Origin of the sequence: Nostoc sp. LEGE 06077 (assembly GCF_015207705.1) — a bacterium.
In the GTDB taxonomy this organism is placed as follows: domain Bacteria; phylum Cyanobacteriota; class Cyanobacteriia; order Cyanobacteriales; family Nostocaceae; genus Nostoc_B.
Genome location: NZ_JADEWI010000062.1, coordinates 1 through 22,150, shown reverse-complemented (window position 1 = coordinate 22,150; position 22,150 = coordinate 1). Strand labels below are relative to the sequence as shown.

General features: G+C 40.5%; 14 protein-coding genes and 1 pseudogene. 3 read left to right on the top strand and 12 right to left on the bottom strand.

Features of this window, described 5'->3' with window-relative positions; translation table 11 throughout:
• Nucleotides 1-204: 204 nt before the first annotated feature.
• From IQ244_RS26765 to IQ244_RS26730, 8 genes are all read right to left on the bottom strand, one after another.
• Nucleotides 205-1,731, bottom strand: a complete 1,527-nt coding sequence (locus IQ244_RS26765) for an adenylate/guanylate cyclase domain-containing protein (RefSeq protein WP_228059181.1) — start codon at nucleotides 1,729-1,731, stop codon at nucleotides 205-207.
• Nucleotides 1,732-1,739: 8 nt separating this feature from the next.
• Complete coding sequence (locus IQ244_RS26760; protein ID WP_193899670.1) at nucleotides 1,740-2,765, bottom strand: chemotaxis response regulator protein-glutamate methylesterase; 1,026 nt, start codon at nucleotides 2,763-2,765, stop codon at nucleotides 1,740-1,742.
• A 3-nt stretch (nucleotides 2,766-2,768) separates the two neighbouring features.
• Nucleotides 2,769-5,789 carry a hybrid sensor histidine kinase/response regulator gene (locus tag IQ244_RS26755; protein ID WP_193899668.1) on the bottom strand — a complete coding sequence of 1,007 codons (3,021 nt, stop codon included), beginning with the start codon at nucleotides 5,787-5,789 and terminating at the stop codon, nucleotides 2,769-2,771.
• A gap of 13 nt (nucleotides 5,790-5,802) precedes the next feature.
• Complete coding sequence (locus IQ244_RS26750; RefSeq protein ID WP_193899666.1) at nucleotides 5,803-6,546, bottom strand: chemotaxis protein CheW; 744 nt, start codon at nucleotides 6,544-6,546, stop codon at nucleotides 5,803-5,805.
• A 16-nt stretch (nucleotides 6,547-6,562) separates the two neighbouring features.
• Complete coding sequence (locus tag IQ244_RS26745; protein WP_193899711.1) at nucleotides 6,563-8,152, bottom strand: HAMP domain-containing methyl-accepting chemotaxis protein; 1,590 nt, start codon at nucleotides 8,150-8,152, stop codon at nucleotides 6,563-6,565.
• Nucleotides 8,153-8,182: 30 nt separating this feature from the next.
• Entirely contained in the window at nucleotides 8,183-9,532 is a 1,350-nt protein-coding gene (locus IQ244_RS26740) for a CheR family methyltransferase (protein ID WP_193899664.1), read from the bottom strand.
• Nucleotides 9,533-9,539: 7 nt separating this feature from the next.
• Nucleotides 9,540-9,992 carry a chemotaxis protein CheW gene (locus IQ244_RS26735; RefSeq protein WP_228059180.1) on the bottom strand — a complete coding sequence of 151 codons (453 nt, stop codon included), beginning with the start codon at nucleotides 9,990-9,992 and terminating at the stop codon, nucleotides 9,540-9,542.
• A gap of 136 nt (nucleotides 9,993-10,128) precedes the next feature.
• On the bottom strand, nucleotides 10,129-11,148 hold the full coding sequence (locus IQ244_RS26730; protein ID WP_228059179.1) for a hypothetical protein: 1,020 nt from the start codon (nucleotides 11,146-11,148) through the stop codon (nucleotides 10,129-10,131).
• A 415-nt stretch (nucleotides 11,149-11,563) separates the two neighbouring features.
• Between IQ244_RS26730 and IQ244_RS26720 the strand changes: the two genes are divergently transcribed.
• Nucleotides 11,564-14,275: an NHLP bacteriocin export ABC transporter permease/ATPase subunit gene (locus IQ244_RS26720; RefSeq protein ID WP_228059178.1), complete on the top strand. Its 2,712-nt coding sequence runs from the start codon at nucleotides 11,564-11,566 to the stop codon at nucleotides 14,273-14,275.
• Between the two features lie 344 nt (nucleotides 14,276-14,619).
• Nucleotides 14,620-14,898, top strand: a complete 279-nt coding sequence (locus IQ244_RS26715) for a hypothetical protein (protein WP_193899658.1) — start codon at nucleotides 14,620-14,622, stop codon at nucleotides 14,896-14,898.
• A gap of 380 nt (nucleotides 14,899-15,278) precedes the next feature.
• On the opposite strand, the gene IQ244_RS26710 is transcribed toward IQ244_RS26715, so the two are convergent.
• The 4 genes from IQ244_RS26710 to IQ244_RS26695 form a co-directional block, all read right to left on the bottom strand.
• Nucleotides 15,279-15,527: a hypothetical protein gene (locus IQ244_RS26710; RefSeq protein WP_193899656.1), complete on the bottom strand. Its 249-nt coding sequence runs from the start codon at nucleotides 15,525-15,527 to the stop codon at nucleotides 15,279-15,281.
• A 191-nt stretch (nucleotides 15,528-15,718) separates the two neighbouring features.
• Entirely contained in the window at nucleotides 15,719-17,959 is a 2,241-nt protein-coding gene (locus IQ244_RS26705; RefSeq protein ID WP_193899654.1) for an NHLP family bacteriocin export ABC transporter peptidase/permease/ATPase subunit, read from the bottom strand.
• A 30-nt stretch (nucleotides 17,960-17,989) separates the two neighbouring features.
• Nucleotides 17,990-19,615 carry an NHLP bacteriocin system secretion protein gene (locus tag IQ244_RS26700; protein ID WP_193899652.1) on the bottom strand — a complete coding sequence of 542 codons (1,626 nt, stop codon included), beginning with the start codon at nucleotides 19,613-19,615 and terminating at the stop codon, nucleotides 17,990-17,992.
• 104 nt (nucleotides 19,616-19,719) lie between these two features.
• The gene (locus tag IQ244_RS26695; RefSeq protein ID WP_193899650.1) at nucleotides 19,720-20,778 is read right to left on the bottom strand and encodes a cyclic nucleotide-binding domain-containing protein; all 1,059 of its coding nucleotides are present in this window, start codon (nucleotides 20,776-20,778) and stop codon (nucleotides 19,720-19,722) included.
• Between the two features lie 472 nt (nucleotides 20,779-21,250).
• On the opposite strand from IQ244_RS26695, the pseudogene IQ244_RS26690 reads away from it, so the two are divergent.
• Nucleotides 21,251-22,024: pseudogene (locus IQ244_RS26690) on the top strand (alpha-D-glucose phosphate-specific phosphoglucomutase); the annotation flags it as partial.
• Nucleotides 22,025-22,150: the final 126 nt, after the last annotated feature.

Sequence of the window (22,150 nt, the reverse complement as noted above, 5' to 3'; positions counted from 1 at the left end):
AATCTCATTAATCCCTACTTATTGACAAAGATTTTAGTGATCTTTTTGAGCCTTGGAAACTAAATCAAGCCAGAAATACTGATTTTTCGTTAGGTCTTAATCTTGGTTGGGATCAAGAGTACTTTAGATGCGTTTGCCCTGGCTGTCTACCCAAGATTTAGTTGATTAAAATATATCTCTAAAGTACTGAAGAGCCACAAATACTTACTTCTCAGTAAAACGCCAAACACCATCCCATTTCTCTAGAATATTATCTGATTCTAAAAGATAATTGACTCGACTCAAATATAAATCAGCAGTTTTATCAGCAGAATTGAGACTTAAAACTTTTGACAAATAAATCTTTGCCTGTTCAAAGCTCCCTTGGCGATAATAATCTAAAGCTTGTTCAAAATCAGGCTGAGAATTGAGCTTTAAAATTTTGATATCATCAATTTCTGCATCAAGAATTTCATAAACAGAAATAGGCTCATTTCGTCCTTTAACAACAACTCGATCTAAAAAGCGAATTTGATATTTTGTCGAATTACTTAAATGTTCTAATGTCTGCTCAGAAATCAGCAAGGATACACCATAAAACTTCGTTAAGCCTTCTAACCTAGCTGTTAAATTAACATTGTCAGAAAAAGCATCACCCTGCATCCGGTTTTCTTCACCTACCATTCCTAACATCATATGTCCAACATGAATACCAATACCAACTTGCAGAGGTAAGTAACCTTTTTCTAGACGTTGCTCGTTGTATTCATGAACCCGTTTTTGTTTAGCAACACCAGCAGCGACTGCATCATCAGCACCTTCAGGAAAAACTGCCATCATTCCATCACCTAGAAATTTGACAATAATACCGTAATGAGAGCGAATTTCTGGACTGACGCGCTTAAGATAGGCATTAACAAAGTTAAAGTTATCTTGAGGAGTCATATTTTCAGAGATGGTTGTGAAAGAGCGAATATCACTAAACATCACTGCCATAACTTTGCTAACATGGTCACCTAACTGGACATCTGTAATCTTTTCTTTTCGTAAAAATCGTAAATATTCATGAGGTACAAATCGTCCGTAAGCTTTGAGAAGAGATTCTAATTGAGTATTAGCAGTTATTAATTCTTTTTCGCGTGATTTCACGGTTTTAACCATATTAGTAAAAACCCGTGCCAATTGTCCTAGCTCGTCACTACGTTTAGCAACCTCTGTTAATTTATCTGGTTGAAAAGCATCGCGTTCCACATCAGAAGCCGCAGATGTCACCCGATCTACCTCCTCAATATATGCTGCTTGACGCATAATTTCCTCTTTAAACAGAGCTTCTGCTTCTTGTCGTTTGAGAAAATTTATATACGCTTTGGAATGATAGCGAATGCGGGCGATTAACTCCATGTTGTTAGGCAACTTTACCAGATAGTCATTCGCTCCTAACTCAAAGGCTTTCGCTTTGATAACAGGTTCTTCTTTACTAGATAAAACAATTAGCGGAATATGGCAGGTAGGGGAGTCTTGGGAACGAAGATACCGTACTAAAAGTAACCCTTCCATTTGTGGCATTACAAGGTCTTGTAAAATCACGGTTGGGTTGCAATCTTTAGCTGTCTTGAGAGCGAGTGTAGGGTCACTACAATAGTGAAATACAATGTCTGGTTCAACCGCTAGCATTCGAGAAATAGCTTCGCCAATTATGGATTGGTCGTCAATTAGTAAAACAGTTATTTTTTCGTCTATTGTAGATGTCATACAAGTATTTAAATTTTTTTAAGCAAGGTTGTAGCCATATTATCTAGTGGTAATATCTCCACAGCAGCATCTAACTCAACAGCCGCTTTAGGCATACCATACACTACACAACTAGCTTTGTCTTGGGCGATTGTATGCCAACCTCGCAGTCGTAAAGCACTTAATCCCTCAGCTCCATCTCGCCCCATACCAGTGAGCAAGATAGCAGTTCCCTGACGCTTCCAGTATTGAGACACACTTTTGAAAAATACATCAACTGATGGACGGTAAGGATAGTCAACTGGGTCTTTAGTGTAACCAAGAGTTAAATCTGGCTTTAAATATAGATGATCGTTAGTACCTGCTACTATTACAGTTCCTAAACGCAAGCGATCACCCGCAACAGCCAATTTGACCGATAATGGAGTTTGCTGGTCTAACCATTCCACAAAACCAGTTGAAAACTGGGCATCAACGTGTTGAATAATGGCGATTGCTGCATTAAAATTAGCAGGTAGCTTTGATAAAATAGTTGCTAAAGCTTTTGGCCCTCCCGTCGATGACCCAATAACTACTAAAGGAACTGTCAAAGATAAATCACTTTGTCGTTCATCATTCCGAGGTGTAATAGGTAACTTTGTCTTGGTACTGACGGAAGATTTTTTTAACGTTTTACCAATCCGAGCGATTTTAACTAACAACTGAGTCTCGCTCTGTGCTTTATCTGAGCCAGCTACAACAGGTGTATTCACTGCATCGACTGCACCGTAACCCATCGCTTCATACACCTTGGTAACATTCTGCTCGGCATTGGCTGTGACTATAACAATGGCACAGGGAGAATTTTGCATAATCTGCTTCGTTGCTTCTACCCCATCCATCACGGGCATCAACAAATCCATTAAGATTAAATCGGGTGTATCCTGAGCGCATTTAGTAATCGCTTCTGCACCATTACGGGCAACCCAAACCACTTGATATTCAGGACATGTCTGCAATACTCGGCGTAGTGCAGTGACTGCAATTGTTAAGTCGTTAACGATCGCGATTCTCATAAATTAACGACCAATTAAATCAACTACAGCATCAATCAACGTTGAGTCATGAAAACTACTTTTTGTCAAGTAGTAATCGGCACCAGCTTCCAAACCCTGAATCCGGTCTTCAGTGCGATCACGGTAGGAGACAATAATCACAGGTAGGGAGTGCAAGCGGGGATGGCTTTTGATTTGCCGCACCAGTTCAATACCATTCATCCGGGGCATATCAATATCGCTAATCACTAAATCGTAGTGGTTGGTACGTACAGCATTCCACCCCTCTACGCCATTAACAGCAATATCAACGTTGTAACCACGATTTTCTAATAGCTTGCGTTCCATTTCTCGCACCGTAATTGAATCATCTACCACCAAAATTTTCTGACGCTTATCTAAAGTTACTGCTGCGCTCTCTACCCCAACTTTATTTAGTTGTCCGATATTGAGAATGGTATCTATTGTCCTTACCATGTCAGAGACATCTACAATCAAAACAGGTGAGCCATCTCCTAATAAAGATGTCGCACTAATATCTCGCACTTTACCTAAACGCGGGTCGAGCGGTCTAACAACCAAATCACGTTCACCTAGAAACTTGTCTACCACCAATCCATAGATACTAGCTTGGTCACTAATTATTACTACTGAAAGTAAGGCAGACAATTCTTTAGATGCCGGCAATTCTAATACTTGATGAGCAGCAATTAATCCAATATTTTGTTGATTCATTGTAAAATATTGGCGATTTTCTACCTCTGCAATTTCCGATTGTTCTAACGTAATAATTTGCTCAATCCTAGCTAAAGGAACAGCATAGGGTTTGCCAGAAATTTCTACCAACAGCGTTCGCACAACCGAAAGTGTTAGTGGCAGTTGGAAATGGAAACTTGTTCCCTTTCCAGTAACTGAAGCTGCACGTACCGTTCCTCCCACCTCCTGTGCCATGCTTTTGGCAATATCCAACCCTACACCCCGTCCAGAAATTTCTGTTACTTGCTTGGCAGTGGAAAATCCAGGTAAAAATAGAAATTCTATTAATTCAGCATCTGTAAATTGAGCCGCCATTTCTGAAGTTGCAAGGTTTTTATTAATGATTTTCTGACGTAAGTTTTCTGGATTAATACCTCGTCCATCGTCGGATATAGTAATTGCTAACATCCCTCCGCGATGAAATGCCTCTAAGCGGATTGTGCCTTCAGATGGCTTTCCGGCTGCTGTTCGTTCTTGGGGTAACTCAATTCCGTGGTCAGTCGCATTTCGCAAGATGTGCGTCAAAGGTGCTTCCAACTTCTTGAGAATGTCCCGGTCTACAGATGTTGCTTTCCCGACAATTTCTAACTTGACTTCCTTGTTTAACTTGCGTGCTAAATCACGAATCATCCGAGGAAAACCTTGGATACCATCTGCAAAAGGACGCATATTGGAAGTAATTACTTCTCGGTAAAGGCGGTCAGATAAATTTGCAGTGCGTTGTGCGTATAATTCTAATTCATTGAGGCGATCGCTCAACAAGTTAACGCACTCCTGTTCTTTGTGTCTTGCTTCCTCTAGATACTGTTTTCCATCTTGTTCATAATTCCCCTGATCTAAAGTATCCTGTAATTTTTCTAAAGTTCTCGACAACTCTACCAAACGCCATTTTAAGGACATCATCGAGTCTGCATGGGGTTGTAACCAATTAGCTTCGATTAAAGATTCACCAGCTAAACCCATAATCCGGTTCAAGTTTTCTGCATTTACCCGCACTACCCGATCTTGTGCTGGCGTTTGTTCTGATGCAGATGTTGCCGGACTCTTGTCCTGAGAAGAAAAAGATACTGATGTTACTAGATGATTAGGTAATTCTGTGGAGTCAAGAGTCTGATTTAAGGATGTAGTAGCTGATGGAATGAAATCAGGAGCGACGTGGCTCAAACTTGGAGATGCAGATATTACTATGTTCGCCTCTTTCTGACTCACCTCGGCGACTGGCAAAGGTGCAACTTGCGGATTCAAAATTGCAGCGACAGATGATTGTGTCAGGGTAAAAGCTGCATTCTGGTTAGCCAACCAACTAGGCAACTCTGCATTACTTACTTGACTGATACCTTGTAATAAATCTACTCCTGACAAGAGTATATCAACGTGGTCAGAATTCAGCGTAAATTTTTTATTTTGGGCTGCAACAAAACAGTCCTCCATAACGTGAGCTAAGTTGACTACTGCATCAAGAGCAACAATCCTAGCAGATCCTTTGATTGAGTGAGCCGCCCGCATTAAAGTTTCTAATGCCTGAGCAGATTTAGGATTGTTTTCCAGTGCTAGCAATCCCTCATTCATCAGATTAACCTGCGTCTCTAATTCCAAGCGAAACAAGTCCATCATGGAACCATCATCGCTTACTATGGTAGTTAAATTATCGGATGCAGCTACAGTGATGGGAGCGATTTCTTGAGTAGAAGCGTTAGAGATAATTAATGTACTCTGTGCTTCTGAACAGGGATTAAGTGTGATGTTGATTTTCGGTTCCAGTTCTTGAGCAGAACTAATAGATGATTGACTGACTGCCTCGGTTGTAAATACTACTGACTCCGAAGATGAGAAAGTTGATGAAGGAGATATATTAGGTGCTATTTCCTGTTTTTGGAAAGATACATTTGTTGTTCCAGAGTCCAATAAAATTGAGATGGCTTTTTGAGTTGTTGAAAGTTCCCAAGAATGTTCTGACATCCAACGTTCAAATTCTACTTCTGCGGCTTTGCCAATACTCAAGAGCAAATGGCTGGCATGAAGTAAGAGTTCAATTTGTTCTTCACCGAGAATAACAGTACTGTTTTGGGCAGCAATAAAGCACTCTTTCATAATTTGTGCTAAATTAGCAGCCGCTTCTCTTTCGACTAACTTGGCATTTCCCCAGATAGAGTGTACTGATTGAGTAGCATGTTCGAGATCGGTTAAAGAAGATGGTTGCGTTTTAAGTGTAGTTAGAGATTTTTTCAGGATAGATACCTGAGTCTCAATTTCCTGGCAAAATAAATCTAATAGATTGTAATTATTCATCTCATTGCACCCACTACAAGATTTTACTATTGAGGGTGTAAAACAATAATTCTGAGTCAAGACAATTGACTTTCTTACCCTGCCAGTTAATAATGCCTTGGGTGTAGGATTGAGCAGCTTTAGCTATGACAACAGGTGCATCGCGTAATTCATTGAGGTGAAAACGGAAAATACCATAAACTTCATCAACTGGGAAGACCCATTTTTCATTTTGCTGTCCTGCTACCATCATCCTTTGTGAATTTATAGGCAAGGCATTTGCAGAATTTTCTTCTACCGATTCTAAATTCAGCAGATGACTCAGAGACGCACAAAGTAAAGTTTCTCCTCGAATATTTACTAACCCCAAAAATAACTCGTTGCTTCGGTGGGGTAGAGGTTGGATGATACAAGGGTGAGTAACTTCTTGCAAAATTTTGGCACTTAAAGCTAATTGCTCATTCCCCAGACGAAAAATCATCACAGAAACCGCTGATGCTGTCTTAATGATGGTTTCATTGTTTTGGGTTTCTTCATCAATGGGTGTTTCTGCCAGTACACTAATCCACTCGTCTACATAATTAAGTGGTGGTTTCCGTTCTAATAAACTATCCCCAACCACAGCAAAAACTTGACATTCATGGCAATGAATGACATTTTTTAGCTCAGTACAGGAGCGATCGCCCATTACCCCAATTTTATTCCAGCAATCATTTAAGACGGGACGATCGATTATTTGGCTCAAGCCAGCAGATGAATTATCTAAATCGTTACTCATTAGTCATTTGCCCTGATTAATTTCTAGAGGAAATTGAGTGACGTAATCCTCTAGCAGCATCATCTAATTGCTCTAAGGCGTTATTGGTTTCACGCAAAGCATCAACTGTTTGCTCGGAGGCTTGGCTTAATTGCCCCATTGACTCACTAATTTGCTGTGCGCCTTCGGATTGTTCTTCTATACTCTGGCTCACCTGCTCAAACCTGGGAGGCAGACTCTGTACTTTATTAATCACTTCGCCAACTTGGTAACTAATATTGCTGACGCGCTCAACACTATCGCTCACCGATTTGTTGAATTTATCCATTTCCATCACGCCTACTGTGACAGCCGATTGCATATCTTTAACAATTTGCTCAATTTCTAGTGTGGCGACAGCAGTTTGATTAGCCAGCCGCCGAATTTCTCTAGCAACGACGGCAAAGCCTGCACCATACTCTCCGGCTTTTTCGGCTTCAATTGCTGCGTTTAACGACAGTATACTGGTCTGATCTGCAACTTTGGTAATTGTTACCACCACATTGTTAATATTGCTGGCTTTATTATTCATTACTCCCAGCTTGGAAGAGATGGAGATGGTAGCTTCTGTAAGTTGTCGCATCACCCCTTCCATCTTGGAGAGTTCATCTTGGCTATGGTTTGCTGAAGTTGCTGTAGCTTGAGCCATTCCCGCCACCTGTTCCATCGTTTTAACCAGTTCTTTAGAGGTGGCAGCAATTTCTAGAGCAGTTGCTGTGACTTCATTGGTGGAAGCAACCTGTTCTGCAACTGTAGCCTCTAATTCCTTACCGGATGCGGCAATTTGAGTGGTAGAGGTAGTAATTTGGACGACAGATTTTTGAATCTGACGAATTAAAGCTTGGCTGATAAAGCGTCCTAAGATAATTGCCAGCGCTGGTCCAAGGAGCATAGCCACAAGTGTCCAGAATTTCGACTGATTAGCGTCTTGCTGTGAGTCTCTCTCTGTTTTTGCAGCCGTATTTTCGTTGATTTTTAATGTATCTAACATTAAAACTCTTGCAGCTTCAAAACTCACGCGATTTGTTTTCATGTGATCACGTAGTTCATCTAAAAGATTCCCAGCTTTTCTGACCATCTCCATTTCGGGTGATTTGTCTTTACCTAAACGAAAAAGTTCCACTTTCCCAGCATAGGGATGTAGAATTCCTAAACTCTCAAATTGCTGATTGAGCTTAAGAAATTCCTCGTGGTCATTTTTCCATTTATTCCAGTTTTCTAGGTATTTCTTATAAGTTTTCTCTTCTTCCACAGTTCGTGGAGCTGGTTCGTATTGCTTAAATCCTTCGTCAATTTGCTCCCAAGCATTCTTTATTCGAGCTAATTCGGCTTGTCGTTCCTGTGGTGTCAATCCTGAGATTAATAAAGCCCGTTCTGAGGATTCAACTTGGGTTTGTCCTTCATGGACTTTCCACAATCCAATTAGGCTTGGTAAACTGTTAGTGCTGAACGTGTTAATGTGACCAGTCAAACGAAATGTCCCACCAAAGCCAACGAGTGCAACGATAAAAACTAATACCCCCATAAACATAAAGGCAGTCATAATCCGACCTTGTAAGGATTGATCTTTAAACACGTTGCTCATCATCATTGTTTATCTGTTTTGTAATGTTAATAGTTAAAAGTTTTGCTGTAGCTTTTGAATTCGCTCTCTCAAAATGGATGCACCTACCAAATCCCCACGATGTTCTTTTAAAAGAGCAAGGTGAATCAGTGCTTCGTAATCATTGGGATTTAAATAAAGCGTTTTTCGGAAAAATGCTTCAGCCTGAATATAGTTCGCTTTTGCTTGATACAGTGTCCCCAGTAAAGTGTATGCTTGAGCATTAGTAGAAGAAATTTGCTCTAAATAGTCATTACAATGTTTAATTGCAGCTTCTATGTGTCCTGCATCGGCTAATTGTTTAGCTAGTTCCAGACTTAAACTATTTTCTGGAATAGATAGCTGAGTTTCTTTCCAAGATGGTTCTGTTTCTGAATCATTGGGACTGTTTGACAAAAACGAGGTATTTTTGGACAGCCTTTCTGGTAATGTATGAGTAGAGGACAGGGAGTAAGAAATAGAAGAAGTTTCAGAACTTACCTTTTTAGTTTGGCTATTCTGTTTTTTTATTCCTCCGATGTTTTCAGTTTGGTGGTTTGGAATTGGTGGATGATGCGAACTCTTACTTATCGTTCCTTCTGCCTTCTTCCTATAAACGGTAAAAGGTTGGCGAGTTGAGGTAAAGAGATTACTAGGAACTTTGGCAGTTTCAGCAACTCCAACAAAGAGGAATCCATTTGGCAACAATAGACGATTTAAAGTCTTTAAAACCTCAGTACAGGCAGAATCTTCCAGATAAATCAACAAGTTGCGGCAAAATATTACATCATACTTTAGTTGCACATTAAAAAACGAATTTATCAGATTTCCCTCCTTGAAATTCACTGCATTTCTTACCAACGGGGAAATTTCATATTTTTCTGCTGTTTGCTGAAAATAGCGGTTTCGGTCAACCAAAACTTCACCCCGAAATGAATTTTTACTATAGGTTCCTTGCTGTGCCTTAGCAATAGCCCGCTTGCTAATATCAATGGCATCAATGCGAAACTGTGAGGTGGATAAACCCGCTTCCATAAGAGCGATCGCTATTGAATATGGTTCTTCGCCAGTGGAGCAAGGTACACTTAAAAGACGAAGTGTGCCATGACCGGATTTAGTTAACCACTGTGTTTTCACAAAGTCGATCAGGAAATCAAATGATTTGCGATCGCGAAAAAAGTATGTTTCGGGAACAACTATTTGTTCAACTAGTTCTGTAAATTCTCCTGAAGAAGTTTGTAAAAATTTAAGATAAGTTTTTAAGTCGTTTATACTACAAGCAGAGCAGCGATTCTCTACGGCTTTAGCAATTTTCCTCGAACCAATAATATTACAATCTACACCAATCTTTTTACTTAAAAGTTTTTCAATATCTGTCAAAGACATCTGTATGCTATACTCCAGTTTCTAATAAGTCAATCTGTTTTAATATACTAAGTAAATGTTCTAAATTAATATGTTGAATCATCCCTGATTCATCCATAATCATTTTGCCTAAATAAGGTGCTTCATTTGTTTGAATACCAGATGCTAAAAATTCGCTTGCTGATTTTTTTACTGTTTTAATGACTCGTTCTGCCATCAAACCGACATATTTTAATTTGTCAGATTCTTGAGCAGGGTAACTAACAATAAAGACGCGGGTACTCAAGTAAGCTTGGCTTGATTTTCCTCGAATTAATTGACAAAGGTCAATCACTGGAACAATTGCACCCCGATAATTAAATAATCCAGCCACATAATTTGGTACATGATGAACTTCTCTGTATGTTACTCTCGGAATCACTTCCACTACATAAGAACTTTCTATTGCATATACATTATTGCCAATATAAAAAAGTAACATTAACATAAAAGATAATTAATAATTGGTGATTAGGTTTTAGCACATAAGTTTGAAAGTTAGTTTATAGTGAATCATATTGGAAACCTCTGTGTTCCTCCCTCTGCGTTCAAAATCGCTACAGGTTGAATGATTATTCTTAATGATTACCCATCACCAATTTCAACTGAAAAAAATCAATTAACTCTTCCAAAGATGTATTTTCATCTGTGGGTGTAATTAATTCAACTTCTTGAATTGTCTGGAAAGTTAAATGTTTAAAAGTTTCACAAGTCAAAATTGCCACTCCTTCTTTTGTCAGGTTGGTAATTTCCTGGGGATAACGGATGAGTCGAGATTTAGCAAAGTTAACTTGAAAGCGAGCGCGTTTTAAAAGGCGTTGTCGGATATTCTCATAAAGTTCTGGATTATCTACAGCTAAAGTTGCAACTGTTTGATTTAAAATAACAGGTATAATATCTGGATTCTCTTCTAGAAAAAGCAGGCTACCTTCCTGATTGTAGGCAGCTATGCCATCTATCCCTAATGAACCAATATCTGCAAGGGCAATAATACAAGCTACTATTGATAAATCTCTGGTTTGGTCGTAAAGGGCAGGTTGATAAATACCTTGGTCAGATGGATCGTAGATGCAAATCGTAGCTTCGATAGCATCTTGAATAATCGATATATCTGCATCTGTAAACAGCACAGAATCATCAATACAATGCTCTTTTAACTGCTGATTTACTCCTTTTATATAATTCAATAGTTTTTCAAAAGTCAGATTTTCACTTACTCCAGGTTCACGCCGTCTGGAAGTATGAGGCTGGGTTTGGGGAACAAAAATCTGAATCATGTCATGAGCAACAGCACACAGTTCTAGCAGTAGATTTGTGCGTGTTATGTATTCTGGTGTCACCTCGTTACCTAGTGACGCTTGCCAATAAGGACAAATTACCTGAAAAATGGCATTTGCTCGGCGCTGTACATGATTTAGATGTTCGCGGGTATGGTAGTAAAGCTGATTTTCAACAACTTCGCGGTCAAACTCTCCAAGTGCAAAGTTTTTTACTCTAGCAACCACTTCTGCAAAGGTACTGGGAAGCCAAGCTGAGTTATCTTTTGAATCTTCTTGGAAGTGCCTATTATTTTGGTTTAGTCGCTCATCTATAGACAATACTAACTCTCCTAATCCGTGTTTGTGAGAACTTTAATGCTCGACAAAAGCTACTTTTTGCCCGAAAAACGTCATTTCGCTGTTGTCTCTGCTATTGTTCCCATCGGTAGGGGAATATCACATGATTTTATTAAAGTTTTGTTAAGTTTGTTTAAGGGACTTCCAGAAATTAAATTATTCAATTGTGAGAGCGAAGACGATTGTAAAATTTTTCCTCCTCATCTCGCCAAAGCGATGGGATATTTTTTTAGTTGGAAGTCCCTAATATACAGAGCAGCCTGCCACAGGTATCGCCCTCTTGGGAAAAGTTTGCGATCTAGTAAGGTTAGTTATGGAGTGAAAACAGAATTAGCTGTTACAACAGGGTGATACTAATTTCAATTTGGTATTAAATCAACTCTGTGTATTTTAGCAAATGAGTAAACTATTAAATCCTGAAAGCATCTCATCTAAGTATAATCTCCCAGGAAATAGCCCCTTGGTGCTAGCCTACAGCAGTGTGTGGTTGGTAAAATCTGGAACAATGGCTGTGTTTGCTGTCATGACTCATGATGGTGTATCTCAAGGCGCTCGGCGTTATTTGTTTGATGTTAATCCTGGCTCGGCTGTATTTGGCATTTCTCCCACCCTAGAAGGGCAATCCTACGAGCTGATTGCCGTTGCTTATGAGGAAACTGAACTCCTTAAGGTGGACTTACAAGATAGTAACTATCAAGAAAATTCTATTGACGAGCCAACATTAACTGAGATTTCACAGTTAATGCAACGATGGGTTGAGTGCTGCGTGGTTTTTTTTCGGGATGTTAACATCGCTTTTGCAGGTATTGATAGTAGTGAAATCAAAACACCAGCATTTCTGATTGAGCAGTTACAGCAATTTCAAGCCGAATTTTTAGTTTGTCTGCACCAACTCCACCAACAAGAGGAAGAAGCACGAGTTGCCCAATTTCATAATCGCCTCAAACTTAACCAACAAGTTAGCGATCGCTCAATTGGCAATTTAACAGCAATTTTTCGACCGAAAGCCGCAGAATTTTTACAAGAAGGAACAAACTTGTTAATTGCTGCGGGAGCGGTAGGTAGAGCGTCCGGTATTGAGATTCGTCCCCCTGCTCGTTCCGAAGACCCCAACCGAGTTAAAGACCCATTAGAAGCGATCGCACGAGCTTCTCGGATTCGGACTCGACGGGTAATTTTAAGTGGTATGTGGTGGAAATCTGACTGCGGTTCCCTGCTAGCCTATACAGTTGAAGGCGATAACCCAATCGCTCTGCTGCCGATAGAAAACAAAGGCTATGAAATCTTTGACCCAGAACAGCGACGGCGGATTCCTCTGAATACAGAAACAGCTAAACTAGTCTCCCCAGTCGCTTTCATGTTTTATCGCCCTTTCCCCGAAAAGGCTTTGAAAACACTGGATATTCTCAAATTTGCCACAAGGGGCAGAGGGCGGGATATTGTTACCCTGCTGTTGATGGGTGTGTTAACTGCATTTTTAGAGATGCTTACTCCCCAAGCTACAGGTATCCTCATCGATAATGCCATCCCTGATGCCAATCGAGGTTTGATTTTTCAAATTGCCCTTGGCTTGATTGCTGTGACACTTGGTAGTATCGGGTTTGAACTCATACAAAGCATTGCCACATCGCGGTTACAAACCTTTGCCAACTTAGAAACTCAAACAGCAATATGGGATCGGTTGCTCAAACTGCGAGTCTCTTTCTTTCGCAAGTATTCTACAGGCGACCTCCAATCTCGCGTTTCTTCTATCAGCCGTATCCACCAAATCCTCAGTGGCGCGGTACTGGGGACAATCTTTAATTCTTTCTTCTCTTTCCTGAATTTGGGGCTTTTATTTACCTACAGTCCGCAGCTAGCATTAATAGGACTTCTAGTGGCTGTAGTAAATATTATCGTCACCAACGTAGCGGGTGTCCTGACTCGCCAAAAAATGTTGCCTATGGAAGAAATACAAGGTGAAATATTTGGATTGACAGTGCAACTAATCGGTGGAGTCTCTAAACTTTACGTATCAGGCGCTGAAGAACGGGCATTTGCCTACTGGTCGAAAAAATTCAGTCGAGAACTGCAATTACAACTCAGTACTGAGGTAATAGAGAATGCTGTCGGTTTCTTTAATACCATTTTGCCTACTGTTAGTTCAATTTTGATTTATTCTGTAGCTGTCACCATGATTGCCCAATCTCATGCCCAAGGTACTACAGGATTTTCTACTGGGACTTTCTTAGCCTTTAATGCTGCTTTTGGTACCTTTGTCAGTGGTGCCACCAGTTTAAGTAACACAATTATCGATGTTTTGGAAGTTTCCGTACTGTGGGAACGTGCCAAACCAATTTTAGAAGAAATTCCCGAAGTTGATGCAGATAAAACCGATCCAGGGCGGCTTAATGGTGGAGTGAAGCTAGATCGGGTGAGTTTTCGTTACCGAGAAGACGGGCCGTTAACACTGGATAAGGTGACTATAGAAGCCAAACCAGGAGAATTTATTGCTTTAGTCGGTCCCTCTGGTAGTGGCAAATCAACTACTGTGCGCTTGCTGTTGGGTTTCGAGGAGGCAGAAGAAGGAACGATTTACTACGACGGTCAAGATTTGTCAGGTTTAGATATCTCTGCGGTACGGCGACAGTTGGGTGTGGTTTTGCAAAATGGTCGGATTAACAGCGCGTCTATATTTGAAAATATTTCTAGTGGGGCGCTGGTGACAATGGATGAAGCCTGGGAAGCTGCGCGAATGGCTGGTTTTGCTGAAGATGTGCAACAGATGCCAATGGGTATGCACACGGTAATTTCTGAAGGTGGGACAAACCTCTCTGGTGGGCAACGTCAGCGTTTGTTAATTTCTCGTTCTTTGGTATTGAAACCAAGAATTTTGATTTTTGATGAAGCCACCAGTGCGTTAGATAACCGTACCCAGGCTATTGTCAGTGAAAGTTTGGAGCAGTTGGATGTAACGCGGATTGTAATTGCTCACCGCTTGAGTACAATTCGCAATGCCGATCGCATTTATGTTATTGCTGCGGGGCAAGTAATGCAGGTAGGAAATTTTGAGGAACTAATGGCGCAAAAGGGAATGTTTGCAGATTTGATGGCGCGACAGATGGCTTGAGTGAGGAGCAAAAAGCCATTAATGGACTTTCTTCTATCCATCATGCCGGACATAATATAGCACTCGTATTCTAAGCGAATAATAACTGACAGACGCAACCATTCAGCGATAGAACAATACACTTGGTGTTAATCCAAAAAAATAAAAATGTCTAGGTTGGTTTGAGGACTTAGCGTGAAAATTCAGATTGATAACCTTGGTATGAAGGAGGAATATAACCTGTGAATTTTTTGCAAAAATACCCAAAAAAGCACTTTCAGATCAACATCAGTGAAGATACTAATGACAAATCAAAAAGCTGTTTGATATTCTGAAATTGTAATTAACAAAAGTTAGCAAATAAAATGGAATCTACAAACAATCCACAACAAAAGCCTGAATCAAAAAAGCTGACAGATGCGAATGTGAGCGACACAAAGTCGGAACTAAAAGTAGAGGAAGAACTGAGTATAGAACAGTTGGACGCAGTAGCAGGAGGCCAGTCATCGTTTATGCAGCAACGCTCCTCCTCCGATACAACATATTCTACCGATGATATCCCACCCCCTATTGGTTATGATAGCATTCCTAAATCAAAAGTTAAGGTAGGTTCTATTAATACTATAAAGACTTCCAAAAAATAAATTATCCAAAATTATTTGTACATTTGTAGGGACGTACATCTCAACAATATCTAGGTCGTCAATTTCCAAGCTCTCTCGATAGTATCGGGGTTTCTGCCATTATAAAAACGCATCGCACCTTTTCTCACTACAAGATATAAGGTGCGATCGCTCTTTTTACACTAATAATTTATTCTGTCTGCCCTACAGATTTTCATATCTAACAAGAAATTGTCAATTAACAATATCTAGATAGTCAATCTCCAACTTTTCTCAATAGGATCGAGGTTTATGCTATTATAAAAGAGCGATCGCACCTTTTCTCACTACAAAATATAAGGTGCGATCGCTCTTTTACACTAATAGTTTATTCTGTCTATTCAACGAAAATTTGCAGGTGGTTATCTACGAACTTGTGGACGTGGTGCAGCAACACTTTTAGGTGGACTTGCTGCAACAACACCTGTAGGTGGAACAACACCTGTAGGTGGATTTGCTGCTGCACTACCTACAGGTGATGATACTTGAACACCTAGTAGTGGAGGTTGCTGTACACCTCCTGCAACATTCATCAATGCGTCTTCATTAAGTTCCCCATGAGCTTCTACTTCAGCTTCTTGGGCTTGGTTTTCTATTTCATTATTCATCATTTTCTAGTATTTAGTATGTTTGTTTGATAAGTAAAATTCAAATTCTCCTACCTATCTTCTATAATCATCATCTCCACAGTCTGCATCTGGCAGGGGTAAAACTACGGGTTTTTCCTATCTCTTCCCTTTCCCCTTGCCTCTCTTTACTTATCTAGACTGGGGGAAGTATAAGTGATTACCCGGTTTTGATATTACTCCGCCTGAATCAATCTTGCATAATAACCCTCTGTATTCTTCATCTCTTCATGACTGCCCCGTTGCACTACCTTTCCTCGTTCCAAAACGATGATTTCATCACAATCACGAATTGTACTGAGACGGTGTGCGACAATAATACAGCTACAACCCCGTCGCCGGATATTGCGATCAATAATTTTCTCACTCTCCGTATCCAGGGCGCTAGTTGCCTCATCCATAACTAAAATCGCCGGGTCATTAACCAAAGCACGGGCAATTTCCAACCGTTGGCGCTGTCCCCCACTTAAATTGGCTGCACCCTCCAATAACTTACCATCAAACCCCCCAGGAATAGCCATAACTACATCTAAAATTGCCGCATCTTGGCAGGCTTTCATTAACTGAGTATTACTAATAGTTTCATCCCACAGAGTTAAATTATCCCGTACCGTACCGCCAAACAAGAAAATTTCTTGCTCCACCATAGCTAGGGAATTAGTTATAACTGGACGGGGAATGTTTTGTTTAGGAATACCATCAAAAAGGATTTCCCCTGACCAAGGTTGGTAAAGTCCAGTCACAAGTTTAGAAAGAGTAGACTTACCCGAACCGCTGCCACCAACAAAAGCTACCCTTTGGCCTGGTTTGAGAGTACAACTAAAGTTTTGAATTAAAGGTTCTTCAACTGGGCTAAATCCAAAAGTAATATTACGTAATTCAATGTGTCCCTGTAAACGAAAGGGAATACTTGGTGTCGCATATTGAATTGGCAATTTATCATTTTCTGTTTGCACCTTCAATCCTGGGTTAATGGTATTAGCTAACACATCATCCAAGCGATTCATATCCCCTTCTAATTCCTGAATCGTATTTCCCAAACCAACTAAAGTATTGACCGGACCTTGAAATCTGCCCATCAAACTTTGAAAAGCTACTAACATCCCGATGCTTAGGTGTCCATCAATAACGCGAAAACCACCGACAACCAACAGAAGCATCGTAGTGGTGGAAGAAAGGAGTGGGGGTAAGAGTCCTAAGAGTCGATCGGTTTGACTCAACTCCTGTTCGGCGTTGGTGGCTTTAGCATAATATCCAGCCCAGCGACTAAAGAAATCAGATTCTAAGGCAGCAGACTTAATGGTTTCAATACTTTGTAATCCGCCAATTTCCACCCCAGCAATCTTGCCATAATCTTGACTCAAGCGCATATTACTATCAACACGGATTCTAGTAGCCCATCGCAATACAATAACGTTGATTGCGATACCAATGATGCCAATCAACGTTAGTACCCAATCGTAAGCTAGCATCACTGCACCATAAAAAATCAGCATCACTGTGTCAATAGCTGTCATCGCTAATTGGCCTGACAGCACTTCTGCAACTTTGCTATTAAGGCTAACTCGATTGCTAATTTCCCCAGCAAAACGTTGAGCATAAAAGCTAACAGGCAAGCGGAGAATATGCCATAAAAATTTACCCGTCATCCCAATCGACAGCTTGAGATACAAATATCTCAACTTCTGCAATTGTAATAAAGTTAGAACTGCTTGTAAAGCTACTACACCCCCCATACCTAATAATAGCGGCTTCAACCAATCTGTTCGATTTTGCATCAGGATATCATCAACAAAGACTTGGTTGAAAGCTGCTAATGCTAATTGGGGAATTACCAATAAAAAGCCAGCGATAATACAGAATATCAGTTCCTTAAATGAGCTTCGTAAACGAGTTAATAAGGCTCTGATAATACTTGGTTTTCGCCCACCTTTTTTAAACTCTGATCCCGGCTCCATAATCAGAACCACACCTGTATAAGCCTCATCAAATTCAGTTAGTGAGACACTGCGCGGGCCTGTGCCTGGGTCGTTCAAGTAAACGCGCGACCCCAGAAAGCCCTCAACAACAAGAAAGTGATTAAAGTTCCAAAATATGATAAAAGGTGGCTTAATTTCTTGGAGTTGGGCAAGTTCTTTTTTAAATCCTTTTGCCTGCATCCCATAATTGCGTGCTGCTTTTAAAATATTTGCAGCTTTAGAGCCATCACGGGAAACGCCACAACTAGTACGCAATTCTGCTAAAGGGACAATCCTACTATAGTAACCAAGAATAATTCCCAAAGCCGCAGCCCCGCATTCTACAGCTTCCATTTGCAACAGTGTTGGTGTTTTTACACGCGGATAATTAACATGAGGCTCTTGAGAACTAGATTTTTTGATTCCAGATTTTTGAACGACTTTTTCAAGTAACTGCATTATTTTCTACCATTACCAATTACCAAATCATTACTTCATGCCTACCAATTCTTGAAGTATTGGTAGAATAAAAGTAATCGGCGCTCTTTCTTCGATGGTGATGCGAACTGAAGTTGTAGTACCTGGAGTAATTTTAGACTCAGGACCTTTAGAAGATGACCATTTGTAACCACTAAAGGTATTAGGATCATTAATTAAATCAGCATTGATCTGGATTGCAGCTCCATTCTGACCAATTAAAGAAGCAACTACTTCTTGATTACCAATTAGAGAAACTGCTCCTTCCTTAGTTACTGGAAGTGCAGAAACATCAGTAATTTTGCCAACAATACCCCCAAATCTCTCTCTTTGTACGGTATCAGGAGTAATTGAGATTGACATTCCCGAACGGATTTGTTTACCGTCTTTGATCGGCAAGAAAGCGATAGTACTAGAAGAATCATTCGCTCCTCCCATCCTCATAGCTCCCAAACGAGTGCCAGGTTGAACTACTTGTCCAACAGCTGTAGTTAATTCCAAAATACATCCATCTTGAGTGCTTAAAATCTGGCTATTTCGGTTTAACTGCTGCTCAAGCCTAGTTATTTCGCGGCTTACATCTTGAATTTCTTTACTGCGTTGATTCTTGCTTTCTAGATTTTCTTGGACTAACCGTTTGCCTTTAGTTTCTAACTCTTGGATTTGGGCTTGTATATCACTAATAGAGCGCAAATTATCAAGGTATTCGCGTTCTGTTTTACTACTTTCCAAAACCAGTTGTTGCATTTGTACTTGAATTTCGCCCATTGACCTTAAATTTTGCAGATAGCTTTGCTGAGTTTGAGTTTCACTAACATCAAGTTGTTTTAACTCAGCTTGCAATTGAGCTATGGATTGAAGCCCTTGTCTGTACTCTTGTTCGACCTGTAAAACTGATTCTGCGGCTATGGCTCCAGTCGTTGCGAGTTCGCGGCGTTTCTGAAGTTTTTGTTCGAGGATGGGAACTAAAGCTTGAGCATCTTTTAAACGTTGCTGGATGCTAATTCGTTGTTGCCCAAGTGCTGTTAATCCCTTATCTTTAAGTATAGGTGTGAGAGTTTTAGTGTCCTTTAAGCGTTCCTGAAGATTGATTTGCTGCTCTTTAATTGCATCTAAGCCTTTTGCTTTTAGCACAGGAGTTAGCATCCGAGCATCTTGCAAGCGTTTTTCAAGATTCGCTTGCGAAGCTGTAATCGCGTTTTTTTCTAGTTGCATTCGCTGATTAGCTACCAGCAATGTATCATCTGCTTGTTTTTGCAACTGCTCTAATTTTCCCTTTGTTAGTTGTAGCTGCTGTCTTAATTCGGCTGGGTCTATCGTTGCCAAGACATCATCTTTCTTAACACATTGCCCGTTTTTGACTTCTAAAGATTTTAATTGTCCAGCAATATTCGATTGAAAATCAACTAATTGTCGGGGTTGAATTAATACTCCCTTACCTTCAACGTTGATGGGAACGCGACCAAAAATACTCCAAATCAAACCAATAAATGTTAAACCACCAAAAACTGTCAGTACCAGCCAATCTTTGGGATTAATGACTTGCATTAGTTGGTCTAGTCGTTCTGGCGAAGATAAGCGCTCTAAAGACTCTTCCCGAAAAATACCTTCTTTCTTCTTGTCTCGATTGAAAACCATAGATTAATAATTATGCTCTTGCTAATTTCTAATTGGTAGTAGGAAAAAAGCAGAAATTTCTCTACTTACCAAAGCAAATCCACTTGTTCCCAATACCTCTGCCCCTAGCGACGAAGTTGTTGAATCATCCAGTCGAAACGTTTGCCAGCGATCGCGGTTCCTTCCAAAACATCAAAGTCGAGTTCGTCTTCTACTTCAATATCTTCTGATAGCAACTCGATGTCTTGAGAGTTCAGATTGCTAATACCCGCACGCGAAAGTAAATCTAAGCAACGATTGGATAAAATCGAGGCGAGTGAGCGATAAAAACGACCTGCAAATCCCCTATCTTCTTGAAATTTAGCAGTGAGGGTAGTCTGTGGCAGTGCCAACACCCAAGCATTTTCCAGTGTTTTGACGCTAGCAGAAGCTACACCTCCATCCACGAATGACATTTCACCTAAGATGTCACCCTTAACGCGCTTGGCAACTTGTTTCTCCTGCACCGAAGCCTTATTGCTAATGTTAATGTAAATACCTAATGTACCTTCTAACAGTAGGTAAACGGCTGGTACTACTTGCTCCTGCTGAATTAAAGCGGTTCCTAATCCTGCCTTTTTTGCGACCCCATTGGCAACCATCCAAGCAATATCACTATCGCTAAGAGTTGCAAATACTACTAATACTTTTCGTAATGGTTCCCCTTCCTTAATGTTCTGGGTTGCCATTAACTTAGTTAATTTACGCAGTTGTTCAGATAAACTGATTGCCAGAAGATGATAAAAACGAGCAGCAAAATCAGAATCTCGTTCGATATAATCTACCAATTTCTGTTTTGCAAATACCAACAATTTTGAGGATTCCGTAACGATAATGGTTGTTGCTGCTACTTGATTGCCAAGAAGCGAAGTTTCACCAACTAGTTCGCCATTTGAAAATGTTGTTAGCTGCTGTTGATCGCTATCTTGTTGAGACTGCGCGATCGCTAGATTGCCACTTAAGCATATATAGATAGATGTGGCAGGTTTACCTGACTCGATTAAAACTGTTCCTGCTTGATAGGTTTTCTCCTCTGCCACCGAGTCGAGCCAGTCAAAATCTTGGTCTTGCAAAACCCTAAAATGACGAAAATTAGAAAGAACTTGTTTTACAGGAGTTGCTTCAGAATTCGATACTATGGACATAACGGCTATAAATTTGTGTAAAAAGTAATCAATAATAGCAACTAACTATTGGCTGTAAAATTCAGCACTCTTTAAAGCCAAGGAGTTTGCTATACGCTTATATAGTTCCCAAAAATTAGAGATATCTAATACAAAATAAACAGGAGTTGGACAAGTTATAGCCAAGGATATATTGACATAGCGCTCAGAGAAGCTATTGCCGCTCTCCTGGCTACTCATCCCAGTTTGGCTTTTGTGTACATATTGCAGCCAAGATTGCATCTCATACTCTGCGTTTGTTGCTCCGTCGCAGTTTTGGTATTGATGTTCTCACTTTCAGTAGACCGAAAAGTTTTGCGAGCGCTAAAAAATAGTAGTCTGTGATACCGTTTATTCAGGAATGTACAAAAGCCGATTTCGAGAAATAAGTTATAAGCTGAAATTATAGAAGGAGTGCCAAAACGACCAAAATCAGCCAGATGGTAAACAAAAGAACTCTTGCAACGGGGGGCCTGCACCGGAAAAAGTAACAGAAGATATCTACGCCCGCAGCAAAATAATTGACCAATACCAAATTTTAGATGCAGCAGATGTAGATTTAGAAACTTTGGGTGAATCTCAACTGGGAGCAATGGTTGTCGAAGTCATTGACTCTGTGCAGGATTATGAAAAGTTAATGGAGTCTTTGTTTGATTTTGATCGCATTCGTCAACTTTTAACTTCTGGTAACTTCCGACTGTGCATAGATTCACTTCATGCGGTGACTGGCCCCTATGCCCATGCGTTGTTTGAGCATCGCTTAGGCGCACCGTCTGGAAGTGTGCGTAACAGTACACCTTTGGAAGACTTTGGCGGCGGACATCCTGACCCAAATTTAGTCTATGCCCACGAATTAGTTGATATCCTTTATGGAGAAAATGCCCCAGACTTTGGTGCCGCTTCCGATGGCGATGGCGATCGCAATATGATTTTAGGGCAGAGGTTTTTCGTTACCCCCAGCGATAGTCTAGCGATTTTAGCTGCCAATGCGAAGCTAGTTCCAGGATATCAGGCGGGGATAACAGGAGTAGCACGGTCTATGCCTACAAGTCAGGCAGTAGATCGAGTAGCAGCACAGATGGGAATTGACTGCTATGAAACACCCACTGGTTGGAAGTTCTTTGGCAATTTATTAGATGCAGATAAAGCTACTCTCTGTGGAGAAGAAAGCTTTGGCACTGGCTCCAACCATATTCGAGAAAAGGACGGGCTATGGGCAGTGCTATTCGGGTGAAGGAAAAAAGGTGTGGGAGAGTAGTTAGCGGATGAGGTACGCTAACATAGCTCTTGATGCTATGCAACCAAACTACCCATGAACAACCTACAGTCAATTCTGTCTCACATCAGTGACACA